The sequence below is a fragment of the Salinispora cortesiana genome (assembly GCF_000484695.1).
GTDB lineage: Bacteria > Actinomycetota > Actinomycetes > Mycobacteriales > Micromonosporaceae > Micromonospora > Micromonospora cortesiana.
In genome coordinates this window covers 1-1325 of the sequence record NZ_AXVR01000183.1, presented here as the reverse complement: position 1 = coordinate 1325, position 1325 = coordinate 1, and the positions used below count along the sequence as shown (strand labels likewise).

Below are 1325 nucleotides of genomic sequence, written 5' to 3'. Positions count from 1 at the left end.
TGCTGGGTGGTGAGGTGCTTGACGAGTGGCAGGCGGGGTTGGATGACATGTTCGCCCTGATCGCGGGCTGTTTTTCGCGGGTGGAGCCACGGCGGTTGGCGTTTGCCTACATTCGCGGGCTGCTCGCTTCGCTGGAACGGCGTAACGGGTGGACGCTGTCGGAGCAGGCCGGCCGCCGGTCACCGAACGCGATGCAGGAGATGTTGTACAGCCCGTGCTGGAACCCGGATCAGGTTCGTGACGATGTGCGGGACTACCTGATCGAGTATCTCGGCGACCCGGATGGGGTGTTGATCGCTGACGACACCGGGTTCGTGAAGAAGGGTGTCTGCTCGGCCGGGGTGCAGCGGCAGTACTCGGGCACGGCCGGCAAAGTCGAGAACTGCCAGATTGGCACGTTCCTGGCCTACGCCTCACCGCGCGGGCGGGCGTTGATCGACCGGGAGTTGTACCTGCCGAGGTCCTGGACCCAGGATCCCGACCGGTGTGTGAGGGCCGCGGTGCCCGAGGACCTGGGGTTCGCGACCAAACCGGAGCAGGCTAAAGCGATGATCGAACGGGCGGTCGCTGCGGGCGTGCCGTTCGCCTGGTTCACCGCCGACGAGGCGTTCGGGCAGAACCCCGGTCTGCGTGACTGGTTGCAGGAACAGGACATCGCCTACGTGATGGCCACCCGCAACGACGATGAGGTGCCCGCCGGTCTGCACACTCTCAGCCCGGTCAAGGACATGATCGCCGCCATCCGGCCGGGTGCCTGGCAACGGTTGTCCTGCGGCGACGGGGCGCACGGCCCCCGCGTCTACGACTGGGCGTGGACCCCGATCCGCACGACATTCGCGCATGATCGCCGGGGCTGGGTCCTGGCCCGCCGATCGGTCAGCACCGGCGAGATCGCCTACTACCGGTGCTTCGGCCCTCGCGGGACCCGGCTGCGGGACCTGGTCCGGGTCGCCGGAACCCGGTGGGCGATCGAGGAGTCGTTCCAGACGGCGAAGAACGAGGTCGGCCTGGACCAGTACCAGGTCCGTCGTTACGACGCCTGGTACGCCCACATCACCCTGGCCATGGCCGCCGCCGCGTTCCTGGTCGTGACCCGCGTCGTCGAGTCCGTAAAGGGGGTTCCGGCGCAGACGGCGGTGAGCTGATCCCGCTGACCAGCAACGAAATCCGCCGCCTGTTCGCCAGATTCACCCTGACCGTCACATATACCGCCGCCCACGTATGGCACTGGTCCTACTACCGCCGCCGACGCCAAGAACAAGCCCGAGCCTGTCATTACCGCGAACGACTTGAACCACCGTAAGTCACGACATCGGGTTGCAGTA

At 66.6% G+C, this 1325-nt stretch carries 1 protein-coding gene; it reads left to right on the top strand.

Annotation, left to right across the window (positions count from 1 at the left end; genetic code table 11):
- Positions 1-2: 2 nt before the first annotated feature.
- Entirely contained in the window at positions 3-1145 is a 1143-nt protein-coding gene (locus K228_RS0125035) for an IS701 family transposase (RefSeq protein ID WP_425414544.1), read from the top strand.
- Positions 1146-1325: the final 180 nt, after the last annotated feature.